We start from the raw sequence: 23,885 nt of genomic DNA on the forward strand, positions 1-23,885 counted from the left end.
TGATGTGTAAATTAAAGTGACCATAAATAAAGTCCTCCGGCTACCAGTGCGCCCACTCCGGCACCAACTGCTGTTCCTACGCCCGGAATTACAGATCCGATTGCCGCACCGGTCAATACAGCTGCTCCCAGCCCCAATCCCTCGGAAGTACTTCTGCTGGCTCCGGCTTCAGAAGCTACAACTCTGACGATATGCCCTGTTCCGGCACCGATTACTGCAACTCCGGCAACTACCGGCAAAGCTTCGGCTGTAGCCAGTAAAGGTGCTGCCAGTGGTGCTGTAGTGGCCGTCATCATTGAGGCTCCGGCCGCTCCGGTCAGTACCACTTCGGCTTCGGCTACAAATGGAACTGCTCTTCCTACTGCACCTACCACTCCGGCACCTGCCCCTCCGCTTCCTACTGGAACGCTTCTTCCGCCTCCGCCTCCTGACGGTCTTGGTGGTGCCGCAGCTGGTCTTGGCGGCGCAGGTGGCGCAACAGGACGCACAGGGGCTGCAGGCGGTGCGGCCGGTCTTGGTGGCGGATTAAAATCCAGCGGCAACTGCTCCATTGGGGCGGGTGGCACAACTGGTGTAACAGGCGCACCTGCACCCGAAGAAGGCGGTATCGTAATTAATGGCGGTGCAGCTGGTGGTGGTGCCGTCATTCTGCCAATTACCGGGAGTCTCGGATCTCTTAATGCAGGTGGCAGAGCAATTGCCGGATATCTTACGCCTCTTGAAGCTACCCCGGCAGGAGTCATATCATGATCATCGGTACGGGCATACCCACCGGCAGCTCTGACTATGCCAGCCATAGCTCTGACTGCCCCGCCGCCATCACTTCTGTTAGGCCCGGCCAACTGAGGGCATACCGGCGATCTTTCACCAGCTCTGAGTAAAACAAAGGGTTTGCCCATATGTCCTACATCCACATCACTGGCATAATCATTAGTCCAGATCCGGTAAACCCCGGTCATGGTAGCTCTGAGTTCGGGAGAAATCCCTCTGCTGCTGTAGGTAGCGGTAACTTCGGTATGATAAACCCGGCTTTCCCAGAACTCTATCTGAACCGGGTCAGACTGGGTTCCTGATTTATCATTATACCGGAGCGGGTTATTCCTGATATAGGCATATAAGTTTACCCCATCTTTAAGTCCGGCAGCATCCACACTGAGCCACCGGATCAACCAGGGCAGATAATAACGTGAACTATGATAAGAAAGCCCGCTTTCTTCGTCCCTTTCCATACCCGTATACCGGTAACGTTTGGCCGCTGCCTTGATCCCGGCATTTCTGGCCTGATAAGCTGTAGTACCAAAAGGATGATATTCTTCATAACTGATTACCTGTGCAGTGATATCCAGCTCCATACTCGCAGACCCGGTATGATTATGCAGCTGATAACGCACCAGATGTTTTTCTGTTCCGTCATCCACTGTATTACGGGTTTCTGCCATAACGAACCGGTTTCCCTGATCAATCAGACTTAAACTTCTGCGTTCTAAACCGGCATCAGTTCCCGTGATTTTACGATATAACTCATAGCCGGAAATATAAATACGTTCTTCTTTAACCTGTGGAGTTTTCCCGGCATCCGCTTCATTTTCTGTAAGTTTACGGATACGCTGTCCCTGCCCGTCATACTGATAATAAGTGGTTTCGGGTGTACCACCATCCAGCCTTTTCTGTCTGACAGTCCTGACCAGCTCTTCTTTAAAATCCCAGCTCATCTCATCAAGATGGGGCATTTGAAGGATAAAGCCATGTTTAGCATGATGAGTATAACTATAGGTATTAGCACCTATCTTGGTCTGATTAAGCCTGTTATTACCAGAATCATACTGATAGGTTCTGGTCCAGTTATTTCCGGCAGCCACGTGTTTTACCTGGGTGACATTTCCCGTTTGATCATACTGATAACTTTGCGTGTAATTACGCATAGCCATCGGATCTCCGGCAGCCTGAATCTTCATCAGTGCTGCATCATTCCAGTTATCTTTGTTCGTATAGACCAGTGCTGCATCATTTTCACGGCCGCTGGCTTCTGCCAGACGATACAAAGCATCATAGGTATATGCGGTAATCCCTGTGACCTTCGTATTATTGAAAAATACGACCGGAATATTTTTATCATTGATCAAAGCCACATTACCTACCGGATCATAACTATAATACCAGTCCTGTAAAGGATCATTATTTTTTCTTTTACTTTCCAGACGATTCAGCCGGAAAGTCTCTGTATCATAATAAAACCGGGTTATAACATCATTACCATAAATAATCTTGCTTCGCTGCCCTTTTTCATTATAATCGATATCCTTGATGTATACCGTGGTTATTGCCGGATCTGCATGAGCAACCTGTTCGGCATTTAACAATCCTGCTTCATTATAGGATGGTGTAATGACACTGCCATCAGGAGCTGTCTGTTTAGCAATCCTGCCCAGTGCATCCAGTTCTGTGATAAAAGTATAACTGTCAGTTTCCAGATTGGCAACCAGGTTTCCATCTATCCAGTTGGCTACTTCTTTATAATATCTGAACAGTGTTTTAGTAGTTGAAACTGGCTTTCCTTTAAAATTATAAACTGGAGTATCAATTAAACCACCTGTATCATAATGTTTGATTATCTGACCTTTAAGATTTTTATTTTTAGCACCAGAGACCGTATCTCCATAAAATATCCGTTCAAAAATATGATCCAGCGCTACTGCGCCATCCCCCCCCAATACCTTACTGTAAGTTGAGCGGTGCAGTATATCGTAGAAGTACTGAAACTCATGATTCCGCTCATCCCAGGTTCTTAACGGTTTACCCATAATATCCTGGATCAGCCAGCGTTTACCCGCATCAGTACTATCCTGATAAACCATGTTACCCAGTATATTGTATTTATACTGCATCAGCAGATTATTCCTGCTGTCAATTACGCCGCGCTGGTTCCCTTCTGCATCCAGTAAGGCACGGGTTTCTGCAAACTCATCTGCAGCCGTTACCAGGTTTTTATTGTGTTCTATAGCCAAAACCGCTCTGCCCATGGTATCAAAATGCTGGACCGCCGGTGTACCTGCATGTTTCACCGCCTGATCTGCAACTTGTTTCTCTACGGCAGGATCTTTGCTCTGTGCAATCAACCGGGCATTAATTAAACCATTATGTCTGTTCAGATACCACGGAGAATCCAGCAGGGTATCATTCTGATCCCAGCTGATCTGCTTCCAGGAGGTATACTCTACTTTACTATAGCTTTCATCAGGCATGATGGTTTTCATGATTCTGCCCGGAGCATCATAAAAGCTGATAGAGGTGACTCCTGTTTCAACCAGTTCCTTTAAACTTTCATACTGAAAACTTACAGAGAAATAAGGTTCATATTGTTTAACTGTATTCCCTTTGTTATTCAATACAGCTCTTCCGTTGCCTATCCATCTTAATTGTTTTGGCATCAGCACTCCGGTATCGATCACCGCAACGGTATAAGTATCATCTGGCATAACTACCACCTGTCTGGCCGGGCCGGGTTCTGCCTGTACCTTTTTCATCATCACCTGACCAAGCCCGCCTGTATATTCAAAACTAAGCTGTACCGGTGAATTATTATTTTTCTGATAATGCTCCTCCCGGGATACAGAAGCTGTAACTGCTGGTTTTCCGGTGGTTGCATAATTATGAAAATCCAGTAAATAACGGGTGGTTGCATGACCAAGCAGATCTTTGGCTTTTTGTGTCAGCTGTACAGAATCAGCGGCTCCAAAAAATGCATTTTTCAACGCATTTTCTGCTGCAGTAGTGAATTCGGTTATCCCGGTCATATCATCGGCCTCAGTCCCTTTTCCATAAAGGGCCACCGCTTTTACAAAACCCAGCTCATCGCTAACAACCTCAGAAAGGTTATCATTGATGTCTTTTAATTTCCTGGCTGTAAGTGTTCTGTAGTTGAATTGCTCAATTGATGCTTTATTACCAATTGCATCTTCAGTTTCTTCAATAAACAACACGTAACTGCTATCATATTTTACTTTGGTCTTTGCACCATAGGGATCTGTAAAAGAAACCGGCATATAAAATCTGCTCTGTGCGTCTGCTAAAGTTTCTGCTCCATCCAGATACCCGGAAGTTCCGGATCTGATCCACCAGTTCGCATCTCCCTGGCTATGACAAAATTTTCCTTCCAGTAATAATGCCGCATCAACCCTGGCGCCAAATATATCATTAACCAGTGCGGGTGTATAGGCAAGCTGATAATTCTCAAAAGACAGCCCTTTGGAATCGAGCATATGTAAGGCCAATGCAGTATTCAGGTTATTACTCCTGTAAATGGTTCTGATATGTTCAATCAGTCTCTTCTGTATAGTGCCGGGTGCCGGATTTACATTCAGCTGATGATAGGCAACCTCAACTGCTGTACTTAATACCTGATCGAAATCTTCGGGTTTATAATAAAATCCCGTTTTAATCAATCCTTTAAGCTCGTAGGTCATTGCCTCCGAAGGCAGCCTGAGCCGGTAATGATCTGCCGTGATTACATCGTTGGTAAACTGATTAGCCAGATAAGTAATCAATGATTGCTGCTGAATCTGCTGTATATCTGCCGGCAGGCTTAAATCCGGAGTTATCCGGGGATAAACGACTGAAGCAGAATCCAGTACATTTCCATACACGTCAAAACTCAGACTAAGTTTATGTAATATCCTCGGATCTGAGATTTCCCGCTCATAATTGTAGATAATTCCTTCACTCTCTTTTGCAATAAAAACAGCGTAGGGATTCTGCCCTTTCGGCTGCAGTAATTCAACAGTACAATTATGTGTACTGACGGTATAGGGAGTCAGTTGCTTTTTCAGCTGACTATCCGTAGCGCCTGTAAGTGGTGCATCGAGTGCAAAAACTTCGGAACGCAAAGCCAATCCTTTGCAGGCTCTGGCTGCCTGCCGCCATTCCTCTGCACTGAGCCGCTGAAGAATAGAGACATTCAGATCCGGAGCAAGGGTAATCTGTAAATCGGGCAATGTTCTCTCCTGCTGAATGACCAGATAGCCCTGCCTGTTCATCTCTTCGTACCAGTATTCATGTGCAAAAGTATTGAGCATGCTGCCCCGGCCTGTAAATGCACCGGTATGACTCCATGAACTGGTTTTTACCGGGTCCTGATGTAAGTCCCGGGCAGTCACATTTCCTGCCCCTCCTTTTATCCAGTCATCAAAATGTTCTGAATCGATCTGTTCTACTTTGCCAAAACCCCTGAATTCCTTCTCTGCATGATCAAAATAGCCATGATGGTATTTATAACTGCTCACCAGGCCAGAGCCCGAAATCAGATCCCGGGTTTCTGTCCTGGACAGACAATGAACCGGAAAATGTAATTTAGTTACCCAGGGCCTGCCTGCCAGTCTATCTTCCAGATAAAACCTGGTAGAGGATGTATATTCCAGTATGACTTCTTTACCCAGATTATTTTTATAGCCCGACATCAGATAAGGCTTCCTGCTATTCATCAGATCGATGTATTTTAGCTGTCTGCCTGCGTTTTTAGCAAGTCCGCCGGACCAGACTATACAAGCCACTCCATTCCCGAGCAAATCGGTAACTGTAACTTTGGCTGCCATACTGATTTCAGGAAAGGGATCTATCCGGACAGGGTCTGTACTGAAACGATTGCCACTCAGGTTAAGCCAGCAGAAAATACCCAGTTTACCCAAATAAATAAGATCTGCGGTACCCGATCCGTCAAGGTCAGCCAATTTGATCAGCGCCGGATTAAATGCATCAGGCTGATCAAAAACAGGTGCGTTTGCCATACTTACCTTAGCACCGAATTTTCCGTAACCCAGATTTGGCCAGTAGCAGACCTCCCCGTTCCGGATACGAACCAGTGCAGTCATTCCATCGCCCTGCATATCTGCCAGAAAAATAGTCTGCTCAGGTTCTGAAAACAGGATATGAGGGCCGCTTTCTTCATCAAAAGCCTTAAAAACTTTATGTATACCACTAAATCCCTCCCTGCCCGAAGATTCATACCAGGTAAAAACGTATTCTTCTGTAATTAAAACATCCGGTTTGCCATCCCCGTTCAGATCCAGCATCCTGGTATTCGGATCTTTCAGATCTACATTGGGTACGGTCTGAAAATAACGGAATGGCGCCCATTCATCTTCATCATTCAATTCGAAATATCCCCTGGGTTCCTGATGATAGCTGACTACCTGTTTGCCGCCATCTGCGTCCAGATCTGACAGCTGCAGCTGATTGCTCAGTCCGTTAAATGACGGTTTAGGCGCAACGAGTCTTGCATGCTCAAAATTACCATTCCCCAGGTTGCGTTTGTAATACCAGCCATTGGCCTGTTCTGTGAGTAAACCGGACAATCCTTCATTGAACAGATCGGTAAACTGATACTGCTGCTCATCAATTCCTGATGGAGCATTAACAAGCGCATCAGCAGACAAATCTCTGACTTCCTTGTTCCAGTCATGTTGCTGATAAGTAAACTCCATAGCAGGCAGATGCTGACTGGTATAGGTTCCATCTGTCTGTTTGATATAACCGAAAACAGTAACAGCAGACAAAAAGGTAAAATCAGGCGCAGTGCTGGTATCGTAACTAAAATTCAGAGATTTAACTAAGGTCTTTTTTCCGGAAACTGTATCTTTCAGCTCTTCAAAATAATGAAATAACAGTATTCTGCGGCACAGCCTTGTGGTTCTGATTTCAAATCCGGGTTTACAGACTGAAAAAGCATCTGTCCGGAAATCCCAGTCTCCTGTCTGATCAAAAGGTGCATTTAAATCATACTCTCCATAATCAAAAACATTCTGAAATAAGTAATCAGTTTCTGCAGGAAAAGGATCGCCAAAATTAATATAAGGCGTTTTATTTCCATATAATATCTTTTCAGGATACAGATTGGTATAGGTAATTTTCCCGTTTTTAAAGCGATTGGTATGATAAATCAGTTCATGATCAAAACCAAGAGCATCTTCTTCCTTATAGGTATACTGTGTACAGTTCCCTTTATCGTCAAATACAAACTCAGGACGCCATTCATAGATTTTATGCTGATCACCGGGGTCGGTAATTCTTGAATTACTGCTCCAGCCAAATAAAGTAGTTACATTATTTTTAGTGGTTATCTTCCATTTGATTTCCGGCCCGTCTTTGGCAGACCAGCGCTCTATACGGGCAAACAGACCTTCTATTCTGGGCAGATAATAACGGATGGTAAATAAATGATCTGCAGAGTCTTTTTCACTGATGATGTATTTACCGGAAGGGTCTTTCATGAAATCTCCGCTCAGATCCTTTTTAAAGGCAGGAACCAGATCTTCTGCTTCAGAAAAAAGAAAAACATCTGAATCAATTCCATCGTAATACTGAGGCAGCTTTTTGTCTGTTTTTCTTTTGATAGATGGAAGATTGACAGTCCAGCCCAGTCCGAAAATACCATTACCGGAACCCGAGCTATAGGTTAAGTTTAATGAAGGTGAATTGCCCCTGGCATTAGAAAAAGGAACCGGAATAGAAAAAGAGGCTGTACCATTAAGTGCATTAACTGAGAATTTTTCATCTATACCTTTGATAGCCCCCCCACCTTTGGGCAGATTAATTGAAGGGATCTCTATCGCATTGGACTTTGTTTTGCCACCTTCGGTATTCAGGAACTGATTATCTGACTTCTTTTTTGATTCAACTTCATCATGTTTCATCGGAGCATATTGTTTTTCAACGGCTTTAAGCCATCGGCCCATAATTAACCTTTCGAGTTAAGAACTCTTACCAATTGCATGATAAAATTGGACTATTCAACGCTGCATTTCAAGGTAGCCAACACGGGTTTAACGGGGTTCAACTACGGATTTAAAAACAGGTAGTATTACGTTAATCCGTAAGTGGTTTTACGTTAAAGATCTTCTGATATTGCCGCTGACCAAAAAATTTGATACTTAACAAGAATTGGGTTATATTTATTACTCGGCTTTGTATTTGATTTACGATTATCCCTCTCACATGACACCTTTAAAAATTGCAATCGCTGACGAACATAAAATCTTCAGAAAAGGCCTGATCGCCATACTGGAAGATTTTAAAGAATTTGACCTCGTTTTAGAAGCGGGGAATGGTTTTGAAATTGTTAACCAGATTCCATTTAAGAAACCCGATGTGATATTAATGGATATCAAACTACCAGATATGAGCGGATTACAGATGATCGGCTATCTCAGGGAAAATTTCGATGGGGTCAAAATACTGATACTCTCAGCCCATTACGAGGATCAGGGTATTATCAATGTCATGAAGGCAGGCGCCAATGGCTATCTGCTCAAAGACTCTGAACCGGAAGAAATGATACAGGCTATTCATGATGTCTGTGAAAAAGGCTTCTATTTCAACAAATATTTATCTGTTACCCTGATTAAAGAACTGCTGGTTCAGCCACCGGCAACTATCGGCAGTCGCGAGGCCATGCTCAATGACCGGGAAATTGATATTCTGAAACTGATCTGTGAAGAAAGCACCAATATTGAAATTGCAGAAAAGCTCTTTTTAAGCGTCAGAACCGTAGAAGGTTACCGGACCAGGTTATTTGAGAAGATCGGCTCTAAAAAGATTGCCGGATTGGTAATTTATGCTGTTAAAAACGGAATAATCAGTGTTTAACAACATAAATTATAGCTAATTTTTTGCCTGCGCGACTACTGTTTTCCTGTTGATATTAAAAATAATGAACATAATCACAACTGATAAAAGTATCAGTATCAAATAACTATAGCTCAGATTTCTTTCATCTTTAGCAGGAACTATGTTGACAATCGCATAACTTAAAAAGGAAACAATGACATAGGTAATCCCTCCTGTAAGTCCGCCTGCAATACCTGCGTTTTTAGGGAATTTACCCAGACAGAAGGTAAAATAGTTATTAAAGGTATATCCCGCACCCACATGAATGATAAAGGCAAAGAAAATCATAGAGTACAGATTTGTGATAAAGTTCAGGCTGATAATCATCACCGTTACAAATGCCACCTGTATACCCACATTAACCACCAGTCTTCTGAAAAATGGTTTGTTAATTGTCGCCTTGCCGATAAAGCCGCCTACCATCCAGGCAAAACCTAAAAACAAAGAGCTGTAACCCGCAATAATAGGTGATAAATGTAAATGGTGTTCGATGATAAACGGGCCTGTCATATTATAGATCATCACCATACAATAAGCCAGTCCAAGCATCACAATACCCAGTGAAAAACTTGCGGTCTTAATCATTGTCGTATAAATATCCACAATCTTACGGAAACGGAACTCTGTAAAATGTACCAGCGTTTCTCCGCTGTATATCAGCTCCAGCACAACCAGCACGAGTGCAAATCCGCCTAAAAAGTAAAAATTAGACTCCCATCCAAAGGCTTCCTGTAAATAACCTCCAATAAAAGGAGCAACAATCGGCCCGGTAGACCAGATGATAGAAAAAAGACTTAAATAGTGTTTAAGCTGATCACCGGAAAACACATCTACGAAATAAGCGCGTTTGGCTACTATAATTGCACCAACCGTCAATCCGTGAATTACACGCATCAGATAAATCAGATAAATATTATGGGTGGAGGCAATAACTAAACTTGCCAGCGCAAAAATCACCAGAGAGACCAGAGAGATTTTATATCTGCCAAAACTGTCCAGCACACTTCCTATAAATAACTGGGAAACGCCATAACTGATCAGAAAAATACTTAATGTTAATTGGACCTGGATACTGCTTGCATGCATCTCTCCTGCCATTGTTGGCAAAGAAGGAATATAAATATCCGTGGCAAAGCCAGATAAAGGGAGTAAAGCAAAAGCGAGCAGAGTGGCTATCCCCTGGTGACGCTCCTGTATTGCTTTTGGTTTGGAGGTAATCGTTATCATAATAGCACAAAATTACTGATTCTGTAGTTGCGCCAATTACACTAATCAAATAAATAATTACACATTTCAATGATGACACTGAAAAACCAGGGCATATATATGGTTTTGCACATCATAATCAGTGATTACCTCAAAATAGCATTTATATAAAATTACACAATTCAAACAAAAATAACACCCGCTTAATATTAACCATTTCAAACAGGGTATCTTATTTATCTTTTTTAACTGTGACTTCTACACTCCATTCATGACCACTGGCAATATGATGGACTTCAGCAAAACTAGCCTGGTTTAAAGCAAAGGACAATTGCAGTAAGCTATTGAGATAGCTTAGGGGCTTTCCTTCGGCTACCGCCCCAAAAGTCTGGCTGTAAGGTGCATCTCCTTCATATATCTTTTTGCCCTGATGAAAGATCTTTAAATGAAGAACATCACCATATTTAATTTTAGCCTGTTTAATCAGTTCACTATCGATGTTAGTCCATATATTACCATATTGAACATCCAGTACTGAAATGTTGCCTTTCCATACTCCATTCTCAAGTGTAGCTTTCTGATAGGGAATCTCAACTACCTGTTTAGGTAATTCAGCACCCACCTGTTCATAGGTAATGATACCAGCGGCTAATCTTGCACCGGTGTAGGAATAGACATCACGGCCATGGAAAGTATATGACTTTTCAGAATCCTTTCGTCTGTTGGTTACTTCATCAATCTGGCGCAAGGCAGCAATACCCAGTGACTGAGCTACCAATGTCAGGGTACCATTATCGGGAGTAACAATAAACTGCCCGGTTTTGGTTTTCAGTACTACAGATTTTCTGGAAGTCCCAACTCCGGGATCTACCACTGAAACAAATACTGTCCCTGCAGGATAATAAGGTACGGTCTGAACCAGACGGTAAGCTGCTTCCCAGATATTATAAGCAGGAATTTCATGTGTAAGATCAAATATTTTAAGATCTGGCGAAACGCCAATGGCCACCCCCTTCATGGCAGATACGGCTCCATCTTTTAATCCGAAATCTGACTGTAAGACAAGAATCTTGTTCTGAGCATAAGCCAGATGAGTAATTAACAGCAGGAAAATTAAGCTGAAATTGCGTTTTACAGAGATGATCATAAGGTTGAAATTAAAGAAGCAAATCTAGCAGAATACGCCAGGTTTGCAACAAAAAAATCACCTTATGATATTTATAATCAGCTGATTCAATTCTATAGCTGGTCTTTATTTTACAAATTTAGCTGGTGACCCTGCCCATTGTGTCCGGCTCGGAATAGTCTCCCCTTTCATCACTAATGACAATGCCTGTAAGGTAGCTCCTTCTTCAATCGTGGAATCATATAAAACTACGCTCATCGCGCCTATATTACAATTATTGCCGATATGTAAATGGGCCATCTTCATGACACGGTCTTCAAACAGGTGGGTCTGAATAGTACACATATGATTGATAGCTACGTGATCGCCAATATGGACCAGGTCAAATTCTGTGATTTCACTGGTATCCATATAAACGTCTTTCCCGATATCACAACCCATCATCCTGAAAAATATGGGTGCAAATGGTGTTCCCAGCAAAGTATTGACCAGTAAAGGATAAACCATATTTTCACACAGGGAGTTAACGAGTTCATTTTTCCAGACAAACATGCTCCATAATGGTTTATTGGCCGGTTTATAGGTACCTATGAGTATCTTTTTAAACAACACCGTAATTAACGCAGAAACGGCAATCAGTGCGATTAGTAAAATCGGCGCCAGACAAAGTGTATAAACCAGATGTCTGCCGGAATGATCATAATAGTTATCAATCTGATCATAAAATATCATTAAGATAACCGAAGTAATTGCATAGGGCAGCGTGATCTTAAAAAGTTCAATGAGGCCGCGCTGGAAGTATAATTTATTGGTTGGCCTGAAAGTCAGGTCATCAGAGAATTTAACACTTTCCTGTCTTTTAGGCAGATACATTGGGGGTGCACCAAGCCATGAAGAGTCATTGATATATTTACGTTCTATATTGGCCGGCGGTGTAGACAACACGCCAATCAGACAATTACTGCCAATGGTATCACCGGAAGAAATTACAGCACTGTTTCCAATAAATGTCTTATTGCCAATAGTGATACGGCGCAGATACATGGTTCCCTGATGCACTTCCGGAGAGCCTAAACTCACAGAGTCTGCAAGAAAACTTCCCGCACCTATTTTAACCAGATCTGTTGTAATCTGATTCACTGTAGATATTTCTGTGGCCTTGCCGATCCGGGTTCCCATCAGTCTTAACCACGAAGACAGATAGATAGTGGCATAAACAGACCTGAAATACGTTAAACTCATATTCATTAATGAGTCTACTGCCCATTTCCTGATATACTTGAAACTGTAAACACTAAAAGGTTCTTCTTTTAATTTGCCTATAATGAGCCACTTAAACAGCGCCACTGATGCACAGTAAATAATAATGTACATGGCTGAAATGGGTATGGAAAGTACCATTGCCCATCCCAGACCAAAGGATAAAATCACCTCGTAATAGATCACTATAAAAGGGATACTTAATCCAAATGGAAAAAGGAATACAAAACCCAGGGTTATCAGCAATGTGGATACATACAGTGCGAAATTCATAGGTTTATTCTGTCCGGAAAACTGCATAGCTTCCACAGCTTTATTCGGGCCTGTATAAACTGCCGGTGTTCCTTTCCAGTAAGCTCCGGCACGGATCGTGGTATCGGGCTGCAGCTGAGATAGTTCACCTATGGCCGACCCGTTTTCCATTACAGCGCCACATGAAATAACCGAACGGGTGCCCACAAAACAATTCTCCCCTATAGTCAGTCCCCCGATGATCAAAGCTCCGTCTTCAATCTTATAGCCTAACAAATGAGACTCTTTTGAAATACTTGAACCGTCCCCTATGCTAACCAGATCAAATACTCTGATTCGGTCAGATCCAAGAAATACACGTTTGCCAATTTTTGCTCCCATCAGACTGAAATACCATTTCAGAAATGGTGTTCCACTCAGAATACCTATAGGACTGAGGTCGATGAGTTTCTTTACTATCCAGAAACGCAGAAAATACCAGCCCCAGAGTGGGTATCTGCCTGCTTTAAACTTTCCTATCAGTATCCATTTGGCCAGTATGGAAAGAATAATAATAGAGAAAAATAAGGCAGAAAAACCGGTTACGCCATAAACCAGCAGATCATATACATTGGTAGCTGATCCAAAATGTCTGATTACAAAAGGCCCCATCAACCCCGCAGAACCGATCATAAAAAAGATCAGTACACTGATTAACTGGAATCCTGAAGTTAATGCTTTAAGACCTGCGGACACTTTTAGCCTTGGGGTTGGTTTGGATTTTTCTCCGGGTAACTGCTCCTGTACATCTGCAAGATCACTGATCTTTGCAGCCAGCTTTTCCAATGTCCTGGAGGTATAAATATCCTGCACAGAAATCTGCGCCGCTGCTCCTGTTTTCCTTAATTCGGAAACCATCATAGAAGCAACCAGTGAATGTCCTCCCAGATCAAAGAAATCGTCGGTTACAGAAACTTCCTGCGGTTCAAAATATTTCTTCCATACCTCCAGCAGCATAATTTCTGTTGAAGTACGCGGAGCTACCAGCTTACGACCTTCAGATTTATATTTTTTTACAGGCTGTGGCAACAGCTTTCTATCTACTTTACCGCTGGCAAGCAAAGGAAAAGCATCCATCACAACAAATACAGCAGGAACCATATAGGGCGCCAGTCTGGACTTTAATTGTGTTTTACAGGCTTCTTCATTAAAAGTATCTTTTTCTCCTTTCAGGATCAGATAAGCAACCAGTCTCTGCACTTTCTGCTCGTCTTCTTTCACGGTGACTACAGCATTTTTAATGCTATCTATCTGTAATAACTGTGATTCTATTTCAGATAGTTCAATTCTGTATCCTCTTAATTTGACCTGAAGATCGATACGTCCCAGAAACTCAATATTTCCATCTCCGTTAAAACGGGCCAGATCGCCACTTCGGTACAGACAGGAAGGTGTTCCTTCGGGAAGTGAAAAAGCAGGCTGAATAAACTTTTCTGCTGTCAGCGCCGGCTGATGCAGGTAACCGATTGCCAGTCCGGGACCACCGATACAAAGTTCACCGGGTACTCCTATTGGAACGGGTAAAAGCTGCTCATCAAGTATATATGTAGTATAATTGACAGCTGGTTTTCCAATCGTTATTTTATATAAGGGATCAAAATCAGCGTAAGTCGCAATGACTGTCGCTTCTGTGGGTCCGTAAGTATTTACAATACGTAAACCGCTGCTATGCCATGGCAGCAATAGTTCATGCGGGCAATTTTCTCCTCCAAGAATCAACAGACGCAATGATGGCAGAGGATACTGCATCATCGAAAGCATGGTTGGCACAGTAGAAAGTACAGTCAACCGGTGTTGAGCAATAAACTCACTCAGATCTGCTCCGGAATGCATTACTGCTTCTGAAACAGGAAACAATGTAGCTCCTGACCTGAAAGCAAGCCATATTTCTTCTAATGAGGCATCAAATGCTACAGAAAAAACCTGAGCCACTTTATCCTGGGGGCCCAGTTCAAATAACCGTTCCTCTCCTTTAACCAGATTACTTATAGAGGCATGGGAGATAATTACTCCTTTCGGCCTTCCTGTAGATCCGGAAGTATAAATCATATAGGCAGGATCAGCAACGGTCAGCGTAACCAATGGTGCGTCAGCCTGCTGCTGAACGGCAAAGGAACTGTCGTCTACAACAATAACTTCACAGGAAAGTTTAAATGATGCGGAACAAGCCGGATCACTCAATAGAAATTTAGCTCCGCAATCTTCCAGAATAAAACTCACCCTGTCTTCAGGATAGCCAATATCCAGAGGGACATAGGCTGCTCCTGCTTTGAGAATAGCCAGCATGGAAAGATAAACTTCAGGAGATCTTTTTAACAGGATACCTACGAAATCACCTTTTTGTATCCCTTTGGCCAGTAAAACGGAGGCAAGCTGGTTGGCGGCAAGATCGAGTTCTTTATAACTAACCTGTCTGCCATTTGCATATATAGCTGTATGCTGTGGAAAAAGCTGCGCAGTACGCTCAAACAAAGCATGTAACAACTCTGGTGTACCGGCTTCATTATCAACCAGACCATTATTAAAAATCTTCAGCTGTTCCTGCTCTGCTGCATCCATCAGACGGAGTGCTGCAATCAGTACGCCGGGATTTTCAGCTACCTGTTGTAATACATTGATAAAATGGGGTACTGCACGTTTAAAACAGGCAGCATAAAATGCGGTATCTTTGCAGGTAAATACGGATGAAACAACATCACCGTCTTCAATACGGATAACAATCTTATAATCATTAGCCTGATCGTCACTTTTCCAGACAATATTTAAAGAAAAATCTTCACTGGAACTGGTATAATAAGGATCAATACTGTGGGCAATTTTATCACTTAGTTCACTGAACTTCATTTTTCCATCCAGCGGGTACTCCAATCCAAGTGGTGGTAACAGAGTTCCGGATTGCTGGCCTTCATCAAAGCTTATTTCAATCTTTACCACATCGTTCAGATAGGCCTGATATTTATTCAACAGCACATAAACAGCTCCCGTAACAGCACTTAATAAGTTTAAAGTTTGTTTAGACGGCCCGGTTAATTCATTCATTTTTGTAGCAGCGTATATTTTAAATCGTGGCTAAAATCAATTTACAATTCCCTTTTTTAAGGGATGTACAACTTAGCTTATTTTTTTCTCATTACCATAATCCCTTTTTAATTAAATGGGATCAATCATACCGGCCCCGTTGTTCTGGTTATTATTGCAGACAAAAACCAGTCCTAAAGCGTCTTATAAATTCTTTTTACCTGATATCAGGACATATATTTTGCTATCTGGATTAAAGCGCGTGCAAAAATGGACAAAACAAATGATAAAATAACCGCAACAGACCCCATCAAAACGTCGTTATGAGGCTAAAATTGTAACAATTTATAAACGGGTACCGGAGAAAACCGGCGCCGGTTCAAAAAATCAATATTCGTCTGTTAATTCTTCATTTTTTTTAATTCCTTTGAATAAATTCTTTTCGCATGGAACTATTGCCAATTGGATCAATAACCGTATTTACCAATGTGAGTCACATTGAGTTATATCTCGACGATCAGACTATTCAGCTGATTTCAGAAACTATCGTTTAACGGATCCGGAGGGATCTGAAAAAAAACTTCAGCGATCCCGAAGTTCAAATCACAGCTTACCGGACAGAACGGGGTTGTATACTGACGTGGATTACACTTGCGGTTGTAGTAAAAGGCGTTCATAAATTTCTGACTGAATATGAAGGTTTACGGAAAGGGATCACTCTTTTTATAGATGATCTTAAAAATATATTCATCAGAGTAGACCGGAAAGTTAAAACGGATAATAGTAAACCCCGGGAATTAAAAGCTACGCTTATTGACCGGATTCCAAAGGAGATAAAGGAACAGGTAAAGACTCCGGCAGGAAAACAGGTAATTACAGAAATTACCCATACAACTTATCACAAAATCGCCATCATGCGTAATGACTTAAAAGAAGTTATAGAAATTGAATTCAAGGATCAAAAGATAATCAAAACCGACATTCCCCAAAAAAAGGATTAAACTGTTTCTGATCTATAATTGATAAAACTTTATCTGATCGGATTTGCATTTACACCTTCAAATGTAATCTGCACAGGCTTAATCAGTCCGTTACGCTCAAAATCCATCCGGTCAATACAGGTGACACGGTGATTCTGATCGGTCTCTCCTAAGGGTCTTCTGTGATAAATTATATAATAATCATTGGTTTTTGGATGTTTGACCACAGAGTGATGACCTGCACCTGTAGCTATCTTGTGGTCTTGTTTTAAGATCTTACCAATTCTTTTAAATGGCCCCATAGGTGAATCAGCCATAGCATAAGCTACTGAGTAGTCAGGCCCTGTCCACCCTCCTTCAGACCACATAAAATAATATTTCCCTTCCCGTATAAACATATAAGGGCCTTCTACATACCCTTGCGGAGTGATTTCATGAAACAGTTTTTTATCTTCAAAGGGAACAAATCCGGTAAAATCTTCTTTCAGCTTTCCGATATTACAGTGTCCCCAGCCTCCGTATATCAAATAATATTGTCCGTCTTTATCTTTAAATATGAACTGATCTATAGGTTGTGCACCATTGTAGAATTTATCAACAAGTGGTTTGCCCAGATAGTCTTTGAACGGACCTTCGGGTTTGTCTGCAACACCAATTCCTATTCCACCTGTTTCCTGATCATTTTGTATATCGTTTGCCCCAAATAAAAGATAATATTTATCGTCTTTTTTGATTACTGAAGGTGCCCAGACTGCTTTTTTAGCCCATTTGAAATCTGCAGTATCAATTATTCGCGGATGTTTTTCCCATTTCACCAGATCTGAGGATGAAAATGCATCCATAAATACCTGTTCTTTATATAGAGCAGAATAGGTGGGATATACCCAGAACTTATTTTCAAAAACAGCACCTTCCGGGTCTGCATACCATCCCTGAAAAATTGGATTACCAGAAGAAGTGACTGATGTTTTTTGCTGTGCAAACAGACCGGCTGCCAAAGCAGAGCAAGCCAGAAATATAAAAATACGCTTCATTTGTTCTTGTTTTCTTTTCAGATTTATTGCTATCAGGAAATTGTAACTGGTTCAATTTAGGCAATAATACCTGCTAAATGTCTGTTACACATCTTTTTTAAATCAAATTAAGGGGTTATATTTAAAAAATAGATTTTCGGCAAAAACCACCAAATATATAAATATGAAAAAGATAACCCCATTTTTATGGTTCAACGACAACCTTGAAGAGGCCATTCATTTCTATACTTCTATTTTTAATAATTCGGTCATTCAGAACATTTCGTATCAGGGCGAACCTGATGCTACTGGAAAAAGTAAAGTGATGTCTGCCACTTTTCATCTTGACGGACAGGATTTCATGGGTATGAACGGAGGTCCTCTTTTTTCTTTTACACCGGCAATTTCTCTGTTCGTGAATTGTCATTCACAGGAGGAAATAGATGGATTCTGGGAAAAACTATCAGAAGGCGGGGAAAAATCAAGATGCGGATGGCTTAAAGATAAGTTTGGCTTATCATGGCAGATCGTACCCTCCGATCTGGGCAAACTATTACGTCATCAGGATCCTGAGAAGGCTGCAAGAGTAATGGCGGCAATGCTGAAAATGGATAAGCTGGATATGCAGGCACTCAGAGATGCTTAATAATGAATTAAAGAAACAGAAAAGGCAGCTTATTCTCCCGATAAAGAAGAAAAACTGCCTTTTCTTTTAGTGGGAATACCTGATTTGACTGATATTACCCGGCTATTTTTTGAGCTGACTCAAATTTGATTCTGCTCAGCTATTTTATAGAATCGCTTTTCAGAAATGATCCCATACGAACAGAGAATTCATTATGAGCTGTCAACCATTTATCAATAGCAACTTTCTCATCATCCGCTCCTTTCAATGCCGCCATTAAAGATCCTAACTGATCGTCATCCAGCTGAAAGTTTCTGAAAAATGAACTAACCTGTGGATTCAATTTTACAAATTCTTTATTGGCTACAGTCTGCAATGTCTCTACTTTTCCAAAAACACCTTTAGGATCATTTAAAAACTTCAGTTTATAAGTACTGAATATATAGTGAGGAGCCCATCCTGTAATAACTACTGGTTTTTTAGCGTCTATACTTTTCTTTAAAATCGCCAGCATGGCTGCTTCACTTGCAGACTGCAATTCATATTTCAATTTATAGTCTTTAATTGCTAGTTCAGCTTTATTCATTATTCCGGCACCAGCATCAATACCGATGATTTTACCTTCAAAAAGAGAAGTATTGGCATTCAGCTCATCAATACTGTTAACTTTTACATAATCAGGAACCACCAGTCCTATACGGGCATTGGCATAGTTTGTACCTAAAACATCCAGTTTTGAACCAAACTTATCCATATATTCTTTATGGGTCACCGGCATCCATGCATCCATAAATATATCTGCATCTCCGCCTGCTACTGCTGCAAAAACAGGTGCAACATCTGCATTTTTCAGTTCAACAGTATAACCTTCTTTTTCCAGTAATACTTTTGATAACTGAGTCATTGCAACTCCTTCTGCCCAGTTCACATAGGCTATAGTTACTTTTTTATGGCTATCAGCACCGCCACTGCAAGAGAACAGCGTTACTGAGGTTAATGCTATTAATAATCCGCTAATTACTTTCTTCATCTGAATAAATTTAATTTTATGATCTATTATTATTTTATTACTTGTGTCCGGAACTACAACATAGTTCCGCTATAAGCTATTTTTTCTTTTTTGCTCCAAAAGATTGTGTAATCCGGTCCAGGATAATTGCCAGAATCACCACTGCGATTCCACCTTCAAATCCCAACCCTATTTTCAGCTGTGTAATACCTTTTAACACAACTTCTCCAAGACCACCGGCAGCAATCATAGCCGATATAACAACCATGGACAATGCCATCATAATTGTCTGATTCACACCAGCCAATATAGTTGGTAAGGCCAGAGGCAACTCTACTTTAAAAAGCAACTGTCCTGGTGTAGCACCAAATGAACGCGTAGCTTCCACAATCTCTTTTGGAACCTGGTTAATCCCCAGTGTAGTTAAACGAACTGCAGGTGGCATAGCAAATATGATTGTCGCAAATGCGCCCGGTACTTTCCCTAATCCAAAAAACAACACTGCTGGTATCAGGTAAACAAAAGCAGGCATAGTTTGCATCAAATCCAGTATGGGCCTGAGTATTTTCCCGGCAAAGGGATTTTTAGCTGCCCAGATTCCCAATGGTACACCCATTAACAGGGCAATAAAGGCAGAAGACAAAATCAACGCAAGTGTAGCCATGGTCTGTCCCCAGTAACCCATTGACCAGATCAGAGTTAACCCCAAAATGGTAAAGATGGTTAATCCGAGGCCGGTACGTTTCCAGGCCAGAAAAGCAATCAATAGTATGATCACGTAAAACGGAGGGAACATCAGTACCCATTCCACAGCATCAACTACTGAAATCACAATGATCTTGATGATATTGAATAAGGCGCCAAAATTGCTGGTGAGCCAGTTTATAAATTCTTCTATATAAGGTCCTATATGTATCATATTATATTACTTCGTTTTGTAAATTATCAATTGAGTTTCCGTTCACGTTTTCCCAGGAAGTCCCTGTAGTTTCTATCAGCAATGAAGTTTGAGCGACGATTCCGAGCAGTTTATTAGTGTCTTTGTCTATAATCGGCACTGCTCTTCCATTTTCTGCAATGAATGGAAGCATTTGTTCCACCGTAGTTTCCGGATAAGCCACCGGCACGTCTTTAACAATAGCCATTTCGATAGTCTGATGTCCTTTTACTTTAAGTTCAAGGATATCTTTCAGGTAAACAAAGCCTAAAAAGTGCTTATCAACTGATACTGCAGGTAAAGTGGTTAATCCGGAAGAACGCATTTTTCTCAGACTACCTTCTACCCCGTCCTTTTTAAAGATGGCAACTGTGGGTTTTTCAAACAGCAGGCTTGCAGCAGTTATAATTGATTTACGGTCTACCTTTTCTACAAAAGAAGAAACATAATCGTCTGCAGGATTAGTCAGAATATCTTCCGGAGTACCTATCTGGATAACTTCTCCATCTTTCATAATTGCAATCCGGTCACCAAGACGAATGGCTTCATCAAGATCATGCGTAATAAAAACAATAGTTTTATGCATTTTTTCCTGCAAATCAATCAGCTCGTCCTGCATTTGTGTACGGATCAAAGGATCCAGTGCAGAGAAAGCTTCATCCATTAACAGGATCTCCGGGTCATTTGCCAACGCTCTTGCCAGTCCAACGCGCTGCTGCATCCCTCCTGAAAGTTCAGCTGTATTCTGATGCTCATATCCTTTCAGACTGACCATATTGATTACCTCCTGAGCTTTTTCTTCCCGCTCTTTCTGCGGAATGTTCTGTAATTCCAGACCGAAAGCTACATTTTCCAGTACGGTACGGTGTGGTAAAAGTCCAAAATTCTGAAAGACCATAGCCATTTCTTTTTTACGGACATTTTGCAATTCTTTATCTCCCAGACTGGTAATATTTACATCGTTTAGGATGACATTACCTGAAGTTGGTTCAATTAACCTGTTCAGGCATCTCAGCAAACTGGATTTACCACTTCCTGATAAACCCATAATCACAAAAAATTCACCTTTCTCTATATTAAAACTGGCATTCTTTACAGCTACAGTACAACCTGTTTTTTTCAGGATTTCAGCTTTGCTCTTACCTTGTTTTAAAAGTGTTAGTGCCTCCTCTTTTTCGTTACCGAATATGAGCGTAAGGTCTTCTATCTTAAGTTTAGACATAGTATAGATATTTTATGTTAAAAATAATAACCGATATTAATGTTGAACCGGCTGTTCCATTTTGCTTCCCGATTACCCGTTGATAATCCGTTTTGCCACTCTGGCCCTAGCCAGGGCTGATTTTTTCCGGCTGCCCAGTCAACATAAGTGACCAGGTTACCTGCATTGATCATACACCCCAGTACGTTCATCTGTGTGTCTTTAAATCCTGTCTGTGGTTTATTCATATAAGAATAGTTCTCATAAAAAACCAGTGATTTTACCGGGCCCAGTTTTACCGGCTGGGTATAAGCAAAGGATGCGGTATGCAGATAGGCCTTACGGGCCACCTCATAGGATGAGCCATAAGCAGCCAGCTGTACTTTGTTTTTGTATTGCGCAGAATCTGAAAGATTATATTGATAATACATAGACTGCAGCTTTACATTCAGCTTGCCAAAGGTCAGGTCTGTATGCAATGCAGCTGCCCACCTGGCCCCCATTCTGCCCGTAGGTATATTATAAACTCCACCCAGCATCCCCGAAATACCAATCTTTTTATCTGCTGCGAGTAAATATTCTGTTTTGATATTACCCTGATTCACTTCTTTATTTCTGCCGGCAACATCATAAGAATATCTGGAGGGATCGGTTGCTGACTGATCTCCGAAATTTAATTCCATTGCATTCTTAAAAAATGCAATGTCATAGATCCAGCGATTGCTGCGCTGATGAAAATTCACTCCCATAGAGAACTTATCTTCAAAACCTACGTAATAAGGCAGATTAAAAAACCAGTTATGAGAATTGTACGTTGTGTTCCCAAATGGATTCTGAACTAAACCAATATCCATACGGGTACTATCATTGAAATTATATCTTACATAACCTTCTTTCAGAAAACTTCCTCCAAAATCTTTAGAGTAAAAGCGATATTCTGCATGGAAATCTAATTTTTTATAAGAAACGGCTGCATTGATACGAAACATATCCAGACCAAAATCCCCTCCTCTTTTAACTTGTTCTTTTTTCCAGGAAGAAAGGTTATAATTAAATCTTAATGCGCCGCCTATTTTCAGTACCGGTTTATCCGGCCGGGACGGTATTGTTGTTGTGGTATCTTTTTTTACTGATGTAGAATCTTGCGCTATTAGTGTAAAAGGTAAAATAACGGTAAATACTATACAGCTAAATAAATGCTGTAATCTAATTTTCATATAAATAATTTATATATGCAGGCTTAATTGCCGCATACCATAAAATGCTTTAAACAAAACATTAATTAACAAATGATCAGGGAGTAAATTCCCTGAATATTTAAACAGAAATTGTGCTGTTTCTTTCTAGAATTTAACGCTCAGATGGCGTCTTTAACAGCGGACGTTTAAATTAAAAACATGACAAAGGTAAGCAAAATTTACGGGTTTTTAGCCCCTGTGACGAATATCAGTCGTAAATCCAGCAGATTTCGCCTTTAAAAAACAGAGAAAAACGACTGGATTTTCCGACGGTTTCAAGGGGTAAAAAAGCTGGCTTTTTCAATTGGAATTTTGAAGGAAAAACCGGGCCGGCACCCTGTTTAATGATGAACAAAAAAAGGGGTGTCAGGAAACATGAAGCTCGATTTTTGCAGATATTTGCGCTGCTCTGTCAGGTTAGCTTTTGCAAATTCAGCACAGGGATTTCAGGCAATTTCAAAAGCAGATCAGGCTATGGAATGGCAGGCAAAAATATCGCCTTCTAAAAGGACGATATTTTATTTTGTTTTTTTTTACTTTTCGAAATATTCGTAGCTAAAATTAAGCAGATCTGGGCTCGGATCTGATTGTTCAACTAATTTTTGATCGCCCGATAAGACCCGTTTAAAGATGTTTAGTCTGACCGGTAAACCGTTCTCCATTTTGAAGACAAAATGAGTCTGGTTTATATGCAATGTTTTATCCAGAATGAGATTTCCATACTCATCGTAAAAGAAATCTTCAGTCATTACATTCCATTTGTCATCATCAGGATACGCTTTATGATGAATCTTTAAAGGCAGATCCCAGTTCGTATTGGAATAAACAGTTACCGCCTGTGCTGCGTCTTCATTATTCAGTTTATGGAAAATCCGGCCTTTACGGATATATTTTTGTGTCTTTCCTTTATTGACAGAGATCACCGTATCGCCAGCATAATAGAACTTATTGAAGCTACCCGCATGGCTTATAAATTTATAGGGTGCATTATCTTTATAGATTACAGCTAAAGTATCCTTTGACGTTACGGTCTGTATCCACTGCCCTCTTCTGTTAAATACGATTACCAGGTCTCTATCCGGATCAGCAGGACTTTCTATCTTCATCTTTTTCACCCCAATGAGCTTAAAAAGCTGCAAAGGCAGATAACAGTCAGGAAAAATCAGATCAAAAGCCAGATACATGGCCAATCTGGGTGTAGGATCTTTCTTATACTTACCTGCTGTACCAATTTCCACTTCATACACGACATCCTGTGCCTGTATACGATCAGCAAATAACAGCAGCAGTAATAACAATCCTATTTTCATAAAACCTCTTTAT

12 protein-coding genes are annotated in these 23,885 nt (G+C 41.1%); 2 read left to right on the forward strand and 10 right to left on the reverse strand.

Going from position 1 to position 23,885, the window contains the following annotated elements; translation table 11 throughout:
* Nucleotides 1-11: 11 nt before the first annotated feature.
* On the reverse strand, nt 12-7,727 hold the full coding sequence (locus tag PL_RS04325) for a SpvB/TcaC N-terminal domain-containing protein (protein ID WP_052496452.1): 7,716 nt from the start codon (nt 7,725-7,727) through the stop codon (nt 12-14).
* Between the two features lie 259 nt (nt 7,728-7,986).
* Here PL_RS04325 and PL_RS04330 point away from each other — a divergent pair, with 259 nt between their 5' ends.
* Complete coding sequence (locus PL_RS04330; RefSeq protein WP_041884151.1) at nt 7,987-8,637, forward strand: response regulator; 651 nt, start codon at nt 7,987-7,989, stop codon at nt 8,635-8,637.
* A 15-nt stretch (nt 8,638-8,652) separates the two neighbouring features.
* Here the strand turns inward: PL_RS04330 and PL_RS04335 are convergent, their stop codons facing one another.
* From PL_RS04335 to PL_RS04350, 4 genes are all read right to left on the reverse strand, one after another.
* Nucleotides 8,653-9,885, reverse strand: coding sequence for an MFS transporter (locus PL_RS04335; protein ID WP_041884154.1), 1,233 nt, complete (start codon nt 9,883-9,885; stop codon nt 8,653-8,655).
* A 211-nt stretch (nt 9,886-10,096) separates the two neighbouring features.
* Nucleotides 10,097-11,011, reverse strand: coding sequence for an SAM hydrolase/SAM-dependent halogenase family protein (locus PL_RS04340; protein ID WP_041884156.1), 915 nt, complete (start codon nt 11,009-11,011; stop codon nt 10,097-10,099).
* Between the two features lie 105 nt (nt 11,012-11,116).
* Nucleotides 11,117-15,580: a Pls/PosA family non-ribosomal peptide synthetase gene (locus PL_RS04345; RefSeq protein WP_041884159.1), complete on the reverse strand. Its 4,464-nt coding sequence runs from the start codon at nt 15,578-15,580 to the stop codon at nt 11,117-11,119.
* A 1,009-nt stretch (nt 15,581-16,589) separates the two neighbouring features.
* Nucleotides 16,590-17,573: a glycoside hydrolase family 43 protein gene (locus tag PL_RS04350; RefSeq protein ID WP_041884161.1), complete on the reverse strand. Its 984-nt coding sequence runs from the start codon at nt 17,571-17,573 to the stop codon at nt 16,590-16,592.
* 163 nt (nt 17,574-17,736) lie between these two features.
* On the opposite strand from PL_RS04350, the gene PL_RS04355 reads away from it, so the two are divergent.
* Entirely contained in the window at nt 17,737-18,198 is a 462-nt protein-coding gene (locus PL_RS04355) for a VOC family protein (protein WP_041884163.1), read from the forward strand.
* A gap of 139 nt (nt 18,199-18,337) precedes the next feature.
* Here PL_RS04355 and PL_RS04360 read toward each other — a convergent pair whose 3' ends face one another.
* The 5 genes from PL_RS04360 to PL_RS04380 all read right to left on the reverse strand — a co-directional run bounded on the left by PL_RS04360 (nt 18,338) and on the right by PL_RS04380 (nt 23,872).
* Complete coding sequence (locus PL_RS04360) at nt 18,338-19,207, reverse strand: glycine betaine ABC transporter substrate-binding protein (protein ID WP_348621082.1); 870 nt, start codon at nt 19,205-19,207, stop codon at nt 18,338-18,340.
* 76 nt (nt 19,208-19,283) lie between these two features.
* Nucleotides 19,284-20,105 (reverse strand): ABC transporter permease, encoded by an 822-nt coding sequence (locus PL_RS04365; protein WP_041878165.1) that lies wholly within the window; start codon nt 20,103-20,105, stop codon nt 19,284-19,286.
* 1 nt (nt 20,106) lies between these two features.
* Nucleotides 20,107-21,345, reverse strand: coding sequence for a quaternary amine ABC transporter ATP-binding protein (locus PL_RS04370; RefSeq protein WP_041878167.1), 1,239 nt, complete (start codon nt 21,343-21,345; stop codon nt 20,107-20,109).
* A 17-nt stretch (nt 21,346-21,362) separates the two neighbouring features.
* Nucleotides 21,363-22,541, reverse strand: coding sequence for a hypothetical protein (locus tag PL_RS04375; RefSeq protein WP_348621085.1), 1,179 nt, complete (start codon nt 22,539-22,541; stop codon nt 21,363-21,365).
* A 554-nt stretch (nt 22,542-23,095) separates the two neighbouring features.
* Complete coding sequence (locus tag PL_RS04380) at nt 23,096-23,872, reverse strand: hypothetical protein (RefSeq protein WP_041878169.1); 777 nt, start codon at nt 23,870-23,872, stop codon at nt 23,096-23,098.
* Nucleotides 23,873-23,885 lie beyond the last annotated feature (13 nt).

The sequence above is a fragment of the Pedobacter lusitanus genome, from assembly GCF_040026395.1.
GTDB lineage: Bacteria > Bacteroidota > Bacteroidia > Sphingobacteriales > Sphingobacteriaceae > Pedobacter > Pedobacter lusitanus.